The sequence below is a fragment of the Oceanobacillus sp. M60 genome, assembly GCF_053839645.1.
Genome location: NZ_JBSSNH010000002.1, coordinates 135,999 through 150,583 on the forward strand (window position 1 = coordinate 135,999; position 14,585 = coordinate 150,583).

General features: G+C 34.1%; 12 protein-coding genes and 1 pseudogene. 11 read left to right on the forward strand and 2 right to left on the reverse strand.

The window, feature by feature from the left end; translation table 11 throughout:
- Positions 1-103 precede the first annotated feature (103 nt).
- The 7 genes and pseudogenes from ACW0TQ_RS04850 (at position 104) to ACW0TQ_RS04880 (ending at position 9,159) form a co-directional block, all read left to right on the forward strand.
- Positions 104-1,135, forward strand: a complete 1,032-nt coding sequence (locus tag ACW0TQ_RS04850; RefSeq protein ID WP_212928196.1) for an NAD-dependent formate dehydrogenase — start codon at positions 104-106, stop codon at positions 1,133-1,135.
- Positions 1,136-2,242: 1,107 nt separating this feature from the next.
- Positions 2,243-3,544, forward strand: coding sequence for a neutral/alkaline non-lysosomal ceramidase N-terminal domain-containing protein (locus tag ACW0TQ_RS04855; RefSeq protein ID WP_193062151.1), 1,302 nt, complete (start codon positions 2,243-2,245; stop codon positions 3,542-3,544).
- 33 nt (positions 3,545-3,577) lie between these two features.
- On the forward strand, positions 3,578-4,318 hold the full coding sequence (locus tag ACW0TQ_RS04860) for an SIS domain-containing protein (protein WP_455725393.1): 741 nt from the start codon (positions 3,578-3,580) through the stop codon (positions 4,316-4,318).
- A gap of 73 nt (positions 4,319-4,391) precedes the next feature.
- Positions 4,392-5,102 carry a GntR family transcriptional regulator gene (locus ACW0TQ_RS04865; protein WP_042534053.1) on the forward strand — a complete coding sequence of 237 codons (711 nt, stop codon included), beginning with the start codon at positions 4,392-4,394 and terminating at the stop codon, positions 5,100-5,102.
- Between the two features lie 90 nt (positions 5,103-5,192).
- Positions 5,193-6,548 carry a hypothetical protein gene (locus ACW0TQ_RS04870; protein ID WP_042534054.1) on the forward strand — a complete coding sequence of 452 codons (1,356 nt, stop codon included), beginning with the start codon at positions 5,193-5,195 and terminating at the stop codon, positions 6,546-6,548.
- Between the two features lie 357 nt (positions 6,549-6,905).
- Positions 6,906-7,187: pseudogene (locus ACW0TQ_RS04875) on the forward strand (PTS sugar transporter subunit IIA); the annotation flags it as partial.
- Positions 7,188-7,959: 772 nt separating this feature from the next.
- A complete protein-coding gene (locus tag ACW0TQ_RS04880) occupies positions 7,960-9,159 on the forward strand; it encodes an alpha/beta hydrolase (protein ID WP_042534055.1) in 1,200 nt (399 codons plus the stop codon).
- Between the two features lie 119 nt (positions 9,160-9,278).
- Here the strand turns inward: ACW0TQ_RS04880 and ACW0TQ_RS04885 are convergent, their stop codons facing one another.
- A complete protein-coding gene (locus tag ACW0TQ_RS04885) occupies positions 9,279-9,716 on the reverse strand; it encodes an Lrp/AsnC family transcriptional regulator (RefSeq protein WP_042534056.1) in 438 nt (145 codons plus the stop codon).
- A gap of 164 nt (positions 9,717-9,880) precedes the next feature.
- On the opposite strand from ACW0TQ_RS04885, the gene ACW0TQ_RS04890 reads away from it, so the two are divergent.
- Complete coding sequence (locus ACW0TQ_RS04890; RefSeq protein WP_455725394.1) at positions 9,881-10,435, forward strand: cysteine hydrolase family protein; 555 nt, start codon at positions 9,881-9,883, stop codon at positions 10,433-10,435.
- A gap of 252 nt (positions 10,436-10,687) precedes the next feature.
- Here ACW0TQ_RS04890 and ACW0TQ_RS04895 read toward each other — a convergent pair whose 3' ends face one another.
- The gene (locus ACW0TQ_RS04895; RefSeq protein WP_455725395.1) at positions 10,688-11,356 is read right to left on the reverse strand and encodes a DNA alkylation repair protein; all 669 of its coding nucleotides are present in this window, start codon (positions 11,354-11,356) and stop codon (positions 10,688-10,690) included.
- A 91-nt stretch (positions 11,357-11,447) separates the two neighbouring features.
- On the opposite strand from ACW0TQ_RS04895, the gene ACW0TQ_RS04900 reads away from it, so the two are divergent.
- From ACW0TQ_RS04900 to ACW0TQ_RS04910, 3 genes are all read left to right on the forward strand, one after another.
- Positions 11,448-12,137, forward strand: coding sequence for a sensor histidine kinase (locus tag ACW0TQ_RS04900; protein WP_455725396.1), 690 nt, complete (start codon positions 11,448-11,450; stop codon positions 12,135-12,137).
- 106 nt (positions 12,138-12,243) lie between these two features.
- On the forward strand, positions 12,244-12,927 hold the full coding sequence (locus tag ACW0TQ_RS04905) for an ABC transporter ATP-binding protein (RefSeq protein WP_084612973.1): 684 nt from the start codon (positions 12,244-12,246) through the stop codon (positions 12,925-12,927).
- The gene (locus ACW0TQ_RS04910) at positions 12,879-14,579 is read left to right on the forward strand and encodes an ABC transporter permease (protein ID WP_341172978.1); all 1,701 of its coding nucleotides are present in this window, start codon (positions 12,879-12,881) and stop codon (positions 14,577-14,579) included. Before ACW0TQ_RS04905 ends, ACW0TQ_RS04910 begins: the two co-directional genes overlap by 49 nt.
- Positions 14,580-14,585 lie beyond the last annotated feature (6 nt).

Consider the following 14,585-nt stretch of genomic DNA (forward strand, 5'->3'; position numbering starts at 1 on the left):
GTTTTTTCTATATAAAGGGGGTGTTATATGGAGAGCTAAAGTAAATAAAAAGACCCTGAAGAGAGAAGTAAGAAAATTTATAATGAAAAGGAGCAGGATTATAATGAAAATCGTTGCATTATTTCCAGCGTCAACAGGTTCTTCACAACTTCTAACTAAAGAGGCATCTTTAGGCTTAAGAGATTTTCTGAACGGCACAGAAGATGAGTTAGTATTGATAACTGATGATAAAGAAATCGATCAACATATTGAAGATATGGATGTTGTTATATCATCTCCTTTTTTACCGGCATATATTACAAAAGAACGTGTCGAAAAAGCAAAAAATCTTAAACTGGCAATTACTGCAGGAATTGGTTCTGACCATGTCGATATAGAAGCAGCAGCAGAAAAAGGGATTACGGTAGCCGAGGTAACTGGCAGTAATAACGAAAGTGTTGCGGAGCAAAATGTAATGGAAACATTGCTGCTCTTAAGAAATTATGAAGAGGGGCACAGGCAAGCGGAAGAAGGTGAATGGGATCTGCCAAGAGTAGGTTCTGGTGCCAATGAGCTATTAAATAAAAAAGTCGGCATTTTTGGCTTTGGCCGAATTGGTCAATTAACAGCAGAACGATTAAAAGCTTTTAACGTAGAATTGCAATATAATGATCCGTTTAGAAAGAAAGATGCAGAAGAAAGAATCGGAGTCGAATATGTTACGTTCGGTGAACTAATTAAAAGCTCTGACGTAGTGATTATTCAATCACCTTTAACTGCAGATACTGAGAATAAATTCGACCAGGAAATAATAAGTCAAATGAAAGAAAATGCTGTACTTGTTAACTGTGCTCGCGGTGCAATTGTAGATAAAAATGCAATTGTTCATGCGGTCAATGATGGTCGTATCAGATATGGCGGCGATGTTTGGTATCCACAACCAGCTCCAGTAGATCATCCATGGCGTTCTCTTAAACAAACAGGATTAACAGTACACTATTCTGGTATGACCGTAGAGGCGCAGGAAAGAATTCAAAAAGGCGTTATCGAGATGTTAACGAATTTAATGGAGAATACACCAATAAGAGATGAATATATTATTGTAGACAAAAATAAAGTTTCCCACCAAAGTTATCAGACAAACAAAAATAAATAAGCGCATTAGCGTAAATGTATGTCTCTCATTTTAGGAAAGAAGCTAAACTCTACAGTTTTACAGAGATAATTTAAAAGAAATCTCTAACTAATTTAGATTAATAACAGCAAAATATATTTCTAAAAAATTAGAAAAAATAGCAGGCAAAGTTGCTTATCAGTGATTTTGCCTGCTATTTTTTAGGTAGCTATAAACCTCGGCAAAAACAGAAAAGTGATTCTTTTTATATGATATAAAAATATAAAAGTGAACCATGTTATACAGATTAGTAAATTATATTTGAAGCATTTAATATAGTTTACTAACACAAAAGAATCTCTCTTAATTTAAGTTGAACTTTTTTCGTTTTATAGTTGAATACTCGCAGCATATATAGACCGTTTATTACAAAGAATACAATCGCCTTTAAAACAAATAAGTGCCAACGTCACTACAACAAGCTGCCTTATTTGCTATTTTAGAAAAGTTTAATCTAGAGGCTCGTTGATTATATTCGAATTTGGCTCCTAGTCCATAGATTCGGTTTCATTTATCAAATGGATTTAACAGTTGAAAATGGAATATATGTTTTATGAAGATTATGCGCTTTATTCCTATATCGACTACTATATCTTTAGAGAAATTGTAGTCATAGTTCGTCTGACAGGGATAAGGTCGTATACCCAGGAGCAGCACTAATAAAATGAGATAAGAGACCTCATTTTATTGGCGCTTTTTTGTAAAGCTATCGATCCACGTTTTGTAGCTTTTAAAGTGAATGGCGAGTCAGCGCTGCGATATTTACTAACTACCTCCCTCATCACATAATTTCAGTATTTGTCGATATACAACATAAAATCTCTTATAATTTATCATGTTATGCTTATAAGCCTATAAATGCATTAAACAGGTGAAATACACTGTATTTGGCGGCAAAAAAAGATCGCAAGACTAGTATATATTTAATGCATATACTATTGAAAATTAGTATCAAATATCACTAAGATGTCTGCTTTATGTTCGTAATTGGAACTATATGTAAATTATTTGTAATTATTTAACCATTGAATATCATGTATTTATAACATATTATAATAGGTGATGTTCGGTTATTAAGGAGGAATATTAATGGTAATTCGATATGGTTTTTCAGAAAAGAAAATTAATTATATTAAAGTTAAGGGGTTAAGCGGTTATTATCCTGTTAGAGAGTGTAAAGGAGAACACGATCCATTATTTGTTAAAACTCATACATTTTTTGATGAATCCAATCATCATTACTTATTTTTCATATCACTTGATGTGATAGGTATTGACAGTACATTACGCTATAAAGTTAAAAAAATAATTAAAGAAAATGTCTTAACTGATTCTCATAAATTCGACTTGTTTCTTTTTGCAACACATACCCATTCGGGCCCCAGTGGAATGATTAATACAAATAAAAAAATAAAGAGTGGTTTAACAGGGATTTTTGGAGACTATGATAGCTACATGGAAGAGCATCTTATTTTATTAATAACTGAATCAATAGTATTGAGTAAATATAAAATGAAAACTTTTAATTACAGTATCAGTAAAACGAATATTCATAAAGTTGCTACGAATAGACATCAACCTTCGAAAAAGATAGATCAAATAATGACCGTATTTGAAATTATTACTGATACAAGCAAAACAGCTATAGTTAATTATTCATGTCACCCTACTGTTTTGTCTTCTAGTAATTATTTAATTTCAGCAGATTTTCTATCTGGTTTTTATGAAAAAATGAACGAGTCTTTTGATTTAGTAAGTTTTATCAATGGAAGCAGTGCAAATATTAGTACACGGTTTACAAGAGAAAAACAAAGTTTCAGCCAATCTAGATTTTTTAGTAATTCACTATATGGCCAGTTTATAAGAGAGAAAGAGTACTTAAAAGAAAAAGAAACATTAGAACGAATTTCTTTTGTCGAAAAATCAATAAGATTAAAAACTAAAGATGTAAGTAATATTTCTAAGAGAGAGGAACAAATTTCTATAGAGGAATTAAAATGGAAGTTAAAAGAGGAAAATAGTGTAGAAGAAAGCAGATTAATTGAAGTAGAAATTGAAGGAAAGCGTGCCACTATTAAAATGAAAGACACCTTAAATGATATTTCTTCAATTAAAGTTCCTTTTTGGATAGGCCTATTAGATAGTCAATTAATTGTCTTTATACCCGGAGAAATAACTTCTAACTTAACAGAGAAATTGAGAAGCAAATATCAAGCTTTAATTTTTAGTCTTACAAATGATTATTTATTTTACTTTGCAGAAAAGGATTTATATAAAACTGATATGTACGAGGCTCAAAGTAGTTTCTTTAAAGTAGGCGAGGCGGAGAAATTAATTAATAAAATCGAAGAACATATTAAATCCTTTACTTGTTATAACATGTTGTGTTAATATGAATTCATAATAAGAAAAGGTGGAGATCAAATGACTACTAAAACAGAAGTTAAAAAGTTTTTGAATTATTTGAGCAATACATGGGAGCAAGTTGTGCAAAATGAAGAAAAATCAATTGATAAGGCTACAGAGTTAATTTTTGATAGTTGTAAAGATGGCGGTCGTTTTTATATTTTTGGATCAGGTCACTCCCATATGGTAGCAGAGGAAATTTATATTAGGGCAGGAGGACTAGCTTATGTGAAAGGTATTCTCCCACCTGAAGTAATGTTGCATCAAATGCCAAATAAAAGCACTTATATGGAACGATTAGATGGATATGCCAAGAATATGTTATCTCTTTATAAAGTTGAAGCCGGGGATTCAATTATGGTCGTTTCTAATTCAGGAAGAAATAATATACCAGTTGAAATGTGTATTGAAGCTAAAAAGCTGGGAGCAAATGTGATTGCTTTGACGTCTATGGAGCATACCCAATCAGTTTCTTCCCGGCATGATTCAGGGAAAAATATCTATGAAATTGCTGATGTCACTATTGATAATCATGCTCCAAAAGGAGATGCAGCTTATCGAATAGAAGGAGTAGAAGCAGATTTAGGGCCTACATCTGATTTTACAGGAATTGGAATTGCGCAATCGGTTATTATTGGTGTAATTTCACGCCTAAAAGAAGCAGAGTTAGAAATACCTGTATTTAAGAGTTCAAATTTAGATGGTGCTGATGAGTACAATGATAGACTCTTTAACCAATACTACGGTTATTGGAAATAATTTACAAAGTGATTAATATTCTTTCTGATGGTATAATAACAACAGATTATAATAGTTAGAGAGGATATTTATTATGACTAATAACGCACCTAAATATGAGATTGTTAAAAATTATATACTAAGTCAAATTAAGGCGGGTATTTATCAACCACATCAAATTATTGAATCAGAATTAGAATTATCTAATAACCTTTCAGTGTCAAGAATAACAGTTAGACGAGGAATTGAAGAACTTGTTAATGAAAAAATACTATCCAAAAAAAAGGGAATAGGAACTTTTGTTAACCCCATACCAAAATTTTTTGGATTCAAAGCTGGAATTGGATTTACTTCAGAAGTGAAAAATAGAGGAATGGAACCTTCTACAAAATTACTTAAATTGGAAAAAGTAAAAGCGAATGCTGTACAAGCTGAAGATATGAAAATCGCTGCTGGAGAAGAACTTTGGTTAGTTGAACGAATTAGATATGCTGATAAAGTGGCAGTTATTTATGAGATAGAATATTTTGATGCATCAATTGTTAAAGATTTAAATGTGGAAATTTGCGAAAACTCTATTTATGAGTATTTAAATGAGCAAGGAGTATCCTATGAATTTATAGATCAACGAATTAGTGCTACCTTAGCTAATTCAAAAATTGCTGAATTTTTGGATGTTGAAGAAGGAGCACCGTTAATTGATACAAAAATTATTGCTTGTATGAAGAATGGAAAGCCTTTTAATTTAGGGTTTGCACTGTATCAAACAAAAAATTACTATTTGATGCATACTATATATAAATAAACCCGACAGAGGTTAACATTCTCTAGACACTCTTATCTTGGAGTTTTATTTAGATTAATAAAACTCCAAGATAAGATGAGGAGGAAAACAATGAAAGCTTTTATATTATGTGGTGAAATAGAGCCAAAAATGTTTCCTTTTGATAAACATTATCAAATTAATAGCCTTCCAATATTGAATAAAGAAATGATTTTTTGGCAAATAGATAGATTATTAAAAGTCGGTATATTGGAATCGGATATCTATGTATTTCTTAGTTATAAACCAGACCAAACTAGAAATTTATTACGAAAGTATCGGGAAATAAATTGTATTGATCCAACCCTAAATTTAGATGTTTTTTTACGAAACAATTTAGAACAATTTAAGGAAGGAGTTATTATTCAAAAGGGGAATTGTCTTATAAGTCTAGACGATTTGACATATCTTAAGGAATCAGAAGAAGATACCAGTGTTCTACTAATAGAAAAAAAACAAAAAAGTATTGATATGATTGGGGCTTTTGTAGAGAATAATCAAGTAAATCAATTTTTAGCCCATGCTCGAGAACACTATGTTAATTCTGAAGTTGCAGGAGTATTTAAGTTAGATAAGCATGCATTAGAAACAATTTCGTACGCTAATTACGGATTCAGTCAACGTGTGACAGGGGCTATGATTCCTAACCAGTTATTTATTGAAAATGGATTGAATGATTATTTAAAAGAGGGAAACAAGATTCAACCGGTATTTGCTCAGGATAAAGTGCATAGTTTACAATTTCCATGGGATATATTAAATGTGAATGCATACTATCTTAATTCATTTACTAAGGAAATAAACGGATATTCTATTGGGGACAATTCATCTGTTTCTAAAGAATCAACTATAAACGGTAATATTCAGATAGGTAATAATTCAATTATAGGTAAGAATGTAACCATTAATGGCAATGTCATTATTGGGGATAATGTAAATGTTGATACTGGTGCTATTATAAATGGCCCTGTTTTAATAGGAAATAACTCGTATGTTAAAGATTATGCAAAACTTGAACCAAATACTGTAATTGGTTGTGAGAATAGGATAGGACATAATGCGGAAGTTGAGGGTGTTACAATGAAAGGTATTTCTGCTATTCATTATAGTGAAATGTATGGTGTGATTGGCCAATATGTAGATATTGCTGCAGCCTGTGTATGTGGAATCGTAAGATTTAATGACACTCCTCAAATACACAAAATAAATGGAAGAACTTATTCAGATACCTATTCTAATGCGATTTTTATTGGTGACTATACTAGGACAGGTATTAATAATATATTCTTCCCAGGTGTAAAAGTAGGAAGTGAATGCGCACTATATCCTGGTTTAAATGTGGAAAAAGATATACCTCACGAAACACTCGTTATAAAAAAAGAAGAGCATATTGAAAAAGAATGGGGATATAAAAAATACGGCTGGTAGGAGAGAATTAAATATAAAGTATAGAATAAAGAAGTAATTAATAATTGAAACGTTTAATTAGCTTATTACCGGTTATTTAGATTTTCTAGCACCTTTGTTTGCTACTATTAAAAGATGACTCATTGAAAGCTAGTAGAATAATCATTTAATATTTTTGATATTACTAACTCAATTAGGGAGGAGTGAATGGTAGTGAATGAAGAATAAGGGCACTTCGTATCCTTAACTTCATTAAACTACTCTTCTCTCCTTTCTCTTTTTCTTTTTATGAAAGCGCTTCAAATATTGAAAAATCATTATTTAGAATCGGCTCATACAAGTTTAATCCTTAACAAACATAAAAAGGAGGTTAAAAAGATGGTAGGAATTATCATTGCCAGCCATGGTGAATTTGCGACAGGTATCTTGCAGTCTGGAGCGATGATCTTTGGAGAGCAAGAGAATGTCAAGGCTGTTACGTTGATGCCGAGTGAAGGTCCGGATGACGTAAGAGCAAAAATGGAAGAGGCCATTGCTTCTTTCGACAATCAGGATGAAGTATTATTCTTAGTCGATCTTTGGGGTAGAACCCCCTTTAATCAGGCAAGCAGCTTGATGGAGGGACATGAAGATACATGGGCTATCGTTGCTGGGTTGAATGACGAAGATTTATCTTGGATAGAAGTGATTTCCTGCTTACGTAATGCGAATGTTTCCATCGCTGATTTAAAAGAAATGATGAGCTTTTTAAAAGGGGATAGAGAAGTATTAAGTGAACGAATTGATATTTTAAAAGCGCATCAAAAAAACTTCAGAAGCATCAGGAAGAATTAAAGAAAACAGAAGAAATGCTAGCCATTAAAATTAACCAATTAAAACAATTGGAGAATATAGATCTCACAAGTTTAAATAAACAAAGACTTTGTTAGTTATTTTAAGAGGAGGGATAAACCCCTCTATGATTTAGTATGAGGTACGTTCGTTTAAAAAAGGGAGTGTAAAAATATATTATTCTAGAATTTCTACACCCCAATCTAACTACATAATGCTTTCTTTATCCAGATTAAATAATATGAAGCGTTTTTGATCTTTTTTGTTTTATCTGTAAAACATGCTCTCCTGCCATATGAATGCAAAGAGGAAGAGAATCTTACCAGAAAAAAGGGGGAAATGGTAACAAATACTTATTATGTCTACAGAAGATGAGATATCAATCTTTCTTCCAGTGCACTCCAAATAATGGTTCAGTGGTAAATAAAAATAATAAGAGTAAAATGTTATAGATAAAAATAATAACGGCGAACAATTAAGTAAAGTTATAAATCTAGTGAACATTAGCGCATTTAAAGTAGTCTGACAAACAGGTTTTAGTTTCAAAAATCTCTTTTCAGGGTACCGCTATTCAGACATACTAACGAAAGAGAGAAAAGAAATGACATTTACAAAATTTAAATCTATTTTCAACAAAATTGGTATTATTGCTAGTTTACTCGTGCTAACTGGCGTGTGTGTTTTGCTTTGGCGCACATTTTTTGCTAGTGGATATGGTTCCTATTCAGGCCAAATTTCATTTTACCTGCTCACATTCCCTGTAGCATTATTCATTTTAGGTGTAGCAGCTTTCATTATTTTACTCCTTCTTATTTGGAAAAAATCTGCATTATTTTTAAAAATGATTTGGGCGGTCAACTGTATTTCTTTTTTAGGAATCGCGCTCCTATCTGGGATTCAAAACCAATATTATGCAGATCGTATTGACGCAGAAACTGCATTGATGGATAACTATACATTCTCTTTTTCTGGAACAGATACGTATTCCGATTTAGAAGAAGATGTTGTTTATAAAACTGCGGAAGATGGAGATTTATTACTGGATGTATGGGATACAAAAGTGAATGATGAAAATCGTCCTGTTATCGTAAATATTCATGGCGGAGGATGGAGCAGCGGGGATAAAAATGAGGTTTCCTCATGGAGTAAATGGTTTAATTCGAAAGGATATGTTGTATTTAATGTGGAATACAGTCAAAATGGACCCGACATGTGGCAAAAACAAATTTCAGATACACATGATGTGGTAAACTGGATTGTTGAACGTGCGGATGAATATCATTTAGATATAAACAGAATTAATTTAATAGGATCTTCTGCCGGGGGCCATTTAGCATTGTTAACAGGGTATACGGATTTAAAGGAAAACAGCCTTGCTCCCAGAGAAACGGATTCCGATTCCACCGTGGAAATAAATTCTATTATTAATCTATATGGGCCATCGGATTTATTACAGCTCTATGATGATACTAATAGTAAAGAATTTATTCAGCCACTGCTTGAACAGCTCATGGATGGCCAGCCAAAAACAGAAGAAATCAAACATCGTTATCTTCAAATGTCTCCTATCCAGTATGTAAATGAAACTTCTGCACCCACGATTTCATTTGTCGGTCTAAAAGATAAAGTAATACCTGAAGAGCAAATAGAGATACTGCATGAAAAACTCGAAGAAAATAATATAGACAACCAAGCTTATTATTTTCCGTTTTCTGATCATAGTTATGACACTAACTGGGAAAGTACAGCTAATCAAACAACCAGACAAAAAATAGAAGAATTTTTAAGTGAATACAACTAGTATTTATTGCGTCAGAGGGAAGCTCTTATCAATTTAAAGGTATATTGATTATAATGTCTTTGGAAGAGATTTGGAAATGAATGACAAAAATGAGAGGGATTATACAATCCACTCATTTTTTATTCTTCCATATCAAACGCATCAATTACTTTCTTTTCATAGGAAGACAGCACAATATTTGTTGATGGTGTTCCATATTGCATCGTTTCATCAATAAATTGTTCTAAGCTTTCCACTGAATGTGTGGCTAATTTGGCAATATAGCTCACTTCTCCGGCAACTCGATAACACTCAAGCACATCCGGATGATTATTACAAAAGTTCGATAACGCTTTACAATCAGTAGATTTAAACATGACAAGTGCAATAATGGGACGATGCAGCTTTTTTAAGGAGACATGCGCATGATAACCTTCGATAATTTGCTGCTCTTCTAATCTTCGTACTCTTTCTATGACGGACGGGGAGGTTAAGTGAACGGCTTTTGCTAACTCCTTCATGGAGATTTTCGCATTCTCCTGTAATATCCTCAAAATTTCTCTATCGATTTGGTCCATATAATACCTCAACCTTTTTTTATAAAACAGAATAACTTAAGTTCCTAATTATGAAAAGCCAAACACTCAAATTTCCTTTTTAAGATGATGTAAAAGCTTTGCCTTTTTATATAAAATAAGATGTTAGAAGAGGAGAGGCATAAAAAGAATGATGGGGTGATGTTATGGAAGGAAAGAAAGCTATAATTATGATTGATGTGCAAAAGGCATTTGATGATAAAAAATGGGGTGAACGGAATAATCCTGATGCAGAAGAACAGATGAAGGAAGTATTAGACAGATGTCGGGAACATCAATGGGAGATTATTCATATTCAGCACATTTCAGATAATCCGGAGTCTGTATTTTATTATAAAGGAAAGGGATTTCCTATTAAACAAACGGTCGCTCCTTTGGAACAAGAAAAAGTAATAACAAAAAGAGTGAACAGTGCTTTTATTGGAACGCATTTAGATGAATATTTGCAAGCATGTCATATTGATACCATTGCAATTGCTGGTTTAACCACACCGCATTGCGTATCTACCACGACAAGAATGAGCGGGAATTTAGGGTATAAAACGTATCTGCTTTCAGATGCCACTGCTGCGTTTGGAATGAAAGATCATCATGGTAAATTCATAGATGCAGATACCATCCATCATTTGTCGCTGGCAACGATTCATGATGAATTTGCTAGTGTGTTGACTGCACAGCAGTTTATTGAATCAGTGCTGTGAAGACACTATAAATTGCAGGTGTGAAAAAGACAATATGAAGAAGAGTTGTTTTGAAAAGCTGTTAATCTAAAATTAATATGATATTTACTCTCAAACGCAAAACTATCGATAAGCAATATTGGATCCAATATTGCTTATCGATAGTAAAAGAGGTGCTGGTTCTTTTATAAAAGAAGCGCTCCTTTTATTATTCTAGTCCACTATTTTTAGACGGATTAGAATTGTAACGCGAAAGTAGTAAATTAAAGGTGATTAAATATGATGTCGTTTGTTAATTTCAATCGTAATAAACTCCGGCAAATAGCTGGGAGTACATCCTTTTGCTACTATTTCATCCTTGTAAAGGCCCGTTTTCTCGCCAAGTTTCATACAGCGTGAACGATTTTTTTCATCATAAATACCTATCCAGCCTGCTGTGAAATTCATAGCCCATTGAACTTCCGGTTCTTCCTGCATAATATTAGCTTCTAATGCAGCTAGCAGCTCTGCAGTATTATCAGGCGGTGCTTGTCCGATCCATCTCAAGCGCGCTTGATAATACCAGAAAGCTCGCCTTTGGAGAGCGCGGGGGCTATTTTCCCATGACTGCATCAATGCAATTCTCTTTTTGTCCTTGGTAAGCTGATTAGCCATTAACCAGTCCATTAAGTTATTTCGTTCATCAAACGTGTGAATTTGCATATCCTCATCAAGCTTATTAAGCACATCTTCTGAAAGAAGCTTTTTATCCATAATTAAGATGGCTAATAGTCTGGGTAAAAATGCTTCGGTCGACCAAAGCTCCAGAGCTAGTTCATGATCTTTTTTTATCTCCTTTGCGATTTTTCGTAAGTCTCCCAGCTTCGTTTTACTATTAATTTGAGCTAGAATGTCTTCTGCTTTTGAAGAACGTTTTATTTCTCCAGTTATTTTTTCATCCATTTTATACATCTCCCTGATTGTATATTTTCGTGAATTTATTTATGAATTTGATTATACATTTCTCCCCACCTTTCATCAAAAGCAAACGCATATGGAGATACAGCAATTACCGCTGCCGGGTAATTTAATAGAAAGTGACTATCAGGATTTACTGAAAAAATTGAGTGCAGCACATTCTCAGCTGGAAAATACAAAAGCGGAAAAAGAGCAGGAGATTTTAGATTATTTCACCATGTGGGTCCATCAGATAAAAATACCGATTTCTGCCCTTCATTTAATTCTTCAAGATGAGGATAGGGAAGTGACGGAAGAAATGAGGGAACAGTTATTCAAAATCGATCAATACGTCGAATTGATATTACAGTATGTACGTTTAGGAAGCACTTCGACGGATTATCATTTTCAAAAAGTGGACTTGGATGCCATGATTCGTGAAAGCCTCAAAAAATATGCTTCTGTCTTTATTCGGAAAAGACTATCTGTTCATTATGACGGGATAGATCAACGCATCGTTACCGATTCAAAATGGCTGAGCTTTGTGCTCGAACAAATTGTATCCAATGCGTTGAAATATACAAAGGAAGGAGCCATCTCTATTTACTTGGAAGAAAATGCTGTCGTGATAGAGGATACAGGCATCGGTATTCGCCCAGAAGATATCCCTCGTGTAGCTGAAAGAAATTTCACAGGGTTTACAGGACGCGAGCATAAGAGCGCCAGTGGAATTGGGCTTTACCTTTTAGCAAATCCTGACGAAATTGGAGCATCAAATAAAAATTGAATCGGAGCCTAAAAAGGGAACGAAGGTTTCTATCGTGTTTGATGATAAACAAATGACAACAGAATAGCCAATCTAACAAAAATGTTAGAAACAAAGGAGATGTACCATGACACTTTTACAAGTTCAACATTTAAGAAAGGTCTATACAACGAGGTTTGGAGGAAATCAAGTAGAAGCACTTTCTGATGTCTCTTTCAGCGTGGACGCAGGAGATTATATAGCTATTATGGGGGAATCCGGCTCCGGTAAGACGACGTTATTAAATATTCTGGCGGCATTGGATAAGCCAACACGCGGTAATGTATTGCTGAACCGGAAAAATATTGTGCAAATACCTGAAAAAGAAATTTCTGAATTCCGGCGTAATAACCTCGGATTTGTATTTCAGGATTTCAACCTTTTAGATATGTTCTCGATACAGGATAATATCTTTGTTCCACTTGTTTTATCCGGAAAAAAGCATAAGGAAATGGAGCACAAACTAATGCCGATAGCAAAGAAACTTGGCATCGAGCATATCTTGACTAAATTCCCGTATGAAGTATCAGGCGGTCAAAAGCAAAGAGCGGCAGTTGCCAGAGCATTGATTGCTGATCCGGAATTAATATTGGCAGATGAGCCGACGGGCGCCCTGGATTCCAAATCTACAGATGAATTGCTGGAGCATTTCGGACAAATTAATAAAGAGGGACAAACGATTTTGATGGTAACGCATAGTATTAAGGCAGCAAGTCACGCGAAATGCTTGCTTACGAAACCTTATATATTGCTGTATTCAGCATGGTCGTAGGATTTGTTGCAGGCACCATCCTTAATAAAGTTTGTGTATTATTGATTCGCCAAATGATGGGTGCGGATGTAGCTCTTGGGTCTGAGTTTTCTTCCGAAGCGGTGATATGGACACTAAGCTTCTTTAGCATCATTTTTCTATTGATTTTATTGGGGAACATCTCTCAAATTCGATTAGCCAACCCGATAGAGCTTTTAAAAAGCGGAAATGTCGGTGAAAAAGAGCCAAAAACCAAAATCTTCTTTTCGATTCTTGGTGTTTTATTAACTGGGTGGGGTTATTATATTGTGTTAACCCTGCAATCTCCCATTAGTGGTATGCCTTATGCTTTTCTTGCAGCAGTATTGATTATTGCCGGTACGTATCTCTTATTTACCACCGGAAGTATTGCTGTACTCAAAATTTTAAAAAATAATAAAAACTATTACTATCAGACCAACCATTTTATCCCTGTTTCCGGCATGCTTTACCGGATGAAAAAGAATGCAGTAGGTCTTGGGAACATTACCATCTTATCTGTCGGTGTGATTCTTTTACTTTCGATTGCGGTTTCCTTATATATCGTATCTGAGAGTGATGATGCAACCTATTCAGGTAATGTGATTTCAGAGGTAAGATTACCAGAGGAGACAGATGAAACAGAGGAAGAAATCAAAGCAAAATTAAGTGAGCTGATTGATCAAACAGCTTCTGAAACCAACAATACCGTTACCGGTTCATCTTCTTATACCTATCTAAATTTTGTAACACTTGCTGCGGGCGATGGCTTCGAAGTTACAAAAGATGCCTATTCCATGTTAGCGAATGAGAGTCCGATCAATTTATATATGACCGATCAGGAAAGCTATAATCAGTTAACTGGAGATAACCTGTCGCTTGATGAAAATGAAGTATATGTACATGGAACAGGGGATGAATATACAAATGGAACGCTTTCACTGATGGATTTTCAATTTCCCGCCACTGTCATGGAAGATATGAAAGAATTTTCTATAGACAATGAAACGACAAGTTTAATTAGTGACACCTATTACATGATTGTTGATGATATAGAAACCCTTCGACAAATAGAGCACCAGCAAAAAGAAATATTGGGTGACTATGCTGCAAGCACAAACGTTTCTACACAAATCAGCTTGGAACAAGGAGTAAATGACGATCAGGAAATAGCATTTGGAGAACAGCTGCGCTCAAATATGAAAAAGGAAGATATGGATATTGTCGTTGTAGACACACGATCAGAAGCAGCAAGTGACTTACAGGCCCTCCGAAGTGGCGTTTTGTTCATTGTTTTGAATTTAGCTGTCTTACTATTATTAATGACGGTACTGATTATTTATTATAAACAAACTTCTGAGGCTTATGACGATAAAGAGCGTTTTTCTATCCTGCAAAAAATCGGGTTGAATCAATCGGAAATTAAAAAAGCCATTAAATCTCAGATTTTAACCGTCTTTTTTCTCCCTGTCGTCGTAACAGGAATCCATATTTTAGCGATTTTCCTCCTCATGAGGAAATTAATGATTCTGATCATGATTAATCAGGTGAACTTATTCCCAATCAGTGTGCTGATCGCTTTTCTGGTTTTCCTGATTGTTTATGTGGTCATCTACCGAATAACGGCACGCGTTTATTACAAAATTGTTCAATAAGTTATG

Bases quoted from the DNA above. Each gene is read 5' to 3' on its own strand.
- ACW0TQ_RS04880 (WP_042534055.1), top strand. From the start codon at position 7,960: ATGACATTTACAAAATTTAAATCTATTTTCAACAAAATTGGTATTATT.
- ACW0TQ_RS04860 (WP_455725393.1), top strand. From the start codon at position 3,578: ATGACTACTAAAACAGAAGTTAAAAAGTTTTTGAATTATTTGAGCAAT.
- ACW0TQ_RS04870 (WP_042534054.1), top strand. From the start codon at position 5,193: ATGAAAGCTTTTATATTATGTGGTGAAATAGAGCCAAAAATGTTTCCT.
- ACW0TQ_RS04910 (WP_341172978.1), top strand. From the start codon at position 12,879: ATGCTTGCTTACGAAACCTTATATATTGCTGTATTCAGCATGGTCGTA.
- ACW0TQ_RS04855 (WP_193062151.1), top strand. From the start codon at position 2,243: ATGGTAATTCGATATGGTTTTTCAGAAAAGAAAATTAATTATATTAAA.
- ACW0TQ_RS04900 (WP_455725396.1), top strand. From the start codon at position 11,448: ATGGAGATACAGCAATTACCGCTGCCGGGTAATTTAATAGAAAGTGAC.
- ACW0TQ_RS04865 (WP_042534053.1), top strand. From the start codon at position 4,392: ATGACTAATAACGCACCTAAATATGAGATTGTTAAAAATTATATACTA.
- ACW0TQ_RS04885 (WP_042534056.1), bottom strand. From the start codon at position 9,716: ATGGACCAAATCGATAGAGAAATTTTGAGGATATTACAGGAGAATGCG.
- ACW0TQ_RS04895 (WP_455725395.1), bottom strand. From the start codon at position 11,356: ATGGATGAAAAAATAACTGGAGAAATAAAACGTTCTTCAAAAGCAGAA.
- ACW0TQ_RS04890 (WP_455725394.1), top strand. From the start codon at position 9,881: ATGGAAGGAAAGAAAGCTATAATTATGATTGATGTGCAAAAGGCATTT.
- ACW0TQ_RS04905 (WP_084612973.1), top strand. From the start codon at position 12,244: ATGACACTTTTACAAGTTCAACATTTAAGAAAGGTCTATACAACGAGG.
- ACW0TQ_RS04850 (WP_212928196.1), top strand. From the start codon at position 104: ATGAAAATCGTTGCATTATTTCCAGCGTCAACAGGTTCTTCACAACTT.